General features: G+C 45.1%; 1 pseudogene. It reads left to right on the plus strand.

Features of this window, described 5'->3' with window-relative positions:
- Positions 1 to 277: 277 nt before the first annotated feature.
- Positions 278 to 1,025, plus strand: a pseudogene (locus tag BLX24_RS30665) (hypothetical protein); the annotation flags it as partial.

The following is a 1,025-nucleotide window of genomic DNA, read 5'->3' on the forward strand; positions in this document are numbered from 1 at the left end:
ACCACTTCCCCATAGCAGCCCTTTTTGCCAATGTTACAAAAAAGGGTACACATGCAAAAACGTCAGTTAATCATACCTTCCTATGACTGAGCCAGATCAGGTTTTGAGTTAATATCACTTACCGTTCGTTCAACCATTTACTGAAAAAGTATCCTGGTATACTCAAAGCATATNACTCAAAGCATATGCCGGTAAACTACTGGTGGTGTTTCCGCAACAGAAGGCTAATCTTTGGGACAAGTATTATCACAATCTGCCTGATTAACTGCGCATAGCCATGAATTATCGGATAGCCATAAGTCTCATAGCCTTTTATTTTGCAGCTGCTCCTGCCGAAGCCCAGATCCGTGTCAACAGCCCTAAAGAAACTGCCGAACGCAGTGTAGAGGGACGGGTCAATACTAAAATTGATCAGGGCATCAACCGTGGTCTGGATAAGGTTGAACAAGGCATCGGCAACATCTTCAAGAAAAAAGAAAAAAAAACCGATAAAAAAGGGCAGAAAACCGATGATGCGTACGGTAATGATGACGCGCCGGAAAGCACAGACAATACCGCAACCGGCAAACCAGGTACTATTAAATCCGGTGGTACGGCAGCAGGCAGCACCGGCTCGTTGAAAGCCTATAGTAAATTCGATTTTATACCAGGTGAAAAAACCATCGCTTATGAAGATTTTGCCCGGGATGCCGTGGGCGACTTCCCGGCAAAGTGGAATACGAATGCCAGCGGTGAAATTGTGACGATCGAGGGCAGTGAGGCGAAATGGCTTCAGTTCGCCACTCAGGGCATTTATTTCCCTGAATTTGTCAATGCCTTGCCGGAAAATTTCACGATGGAGTTCGATATGGCTGTCTCCGACGATATAAGTGAGCATCAATCAGGTCTTAAAATTTATTTTCCTCTCCTGAAAGAGCGAAATCTTCAGTTCGACCAGCTGTTTAGCAGTCAGATCCAGGTAGGTGCAGATATTCATCCTACTGAAAACAACAGTACCAGTTCCGTTTGGGTATTCGGCAAGTCCG

The sequence above is a fragment of the Arsenicibacter rosenii genome (genome assembly GCF_001870735.1).
GTDB classification, from domain to species: Bacteria; Bacteroidota; Bacteroidia; order Cytophagales; family Spirosomataceae; genus Arsenicibacter; species Arsenicibacter rosenii.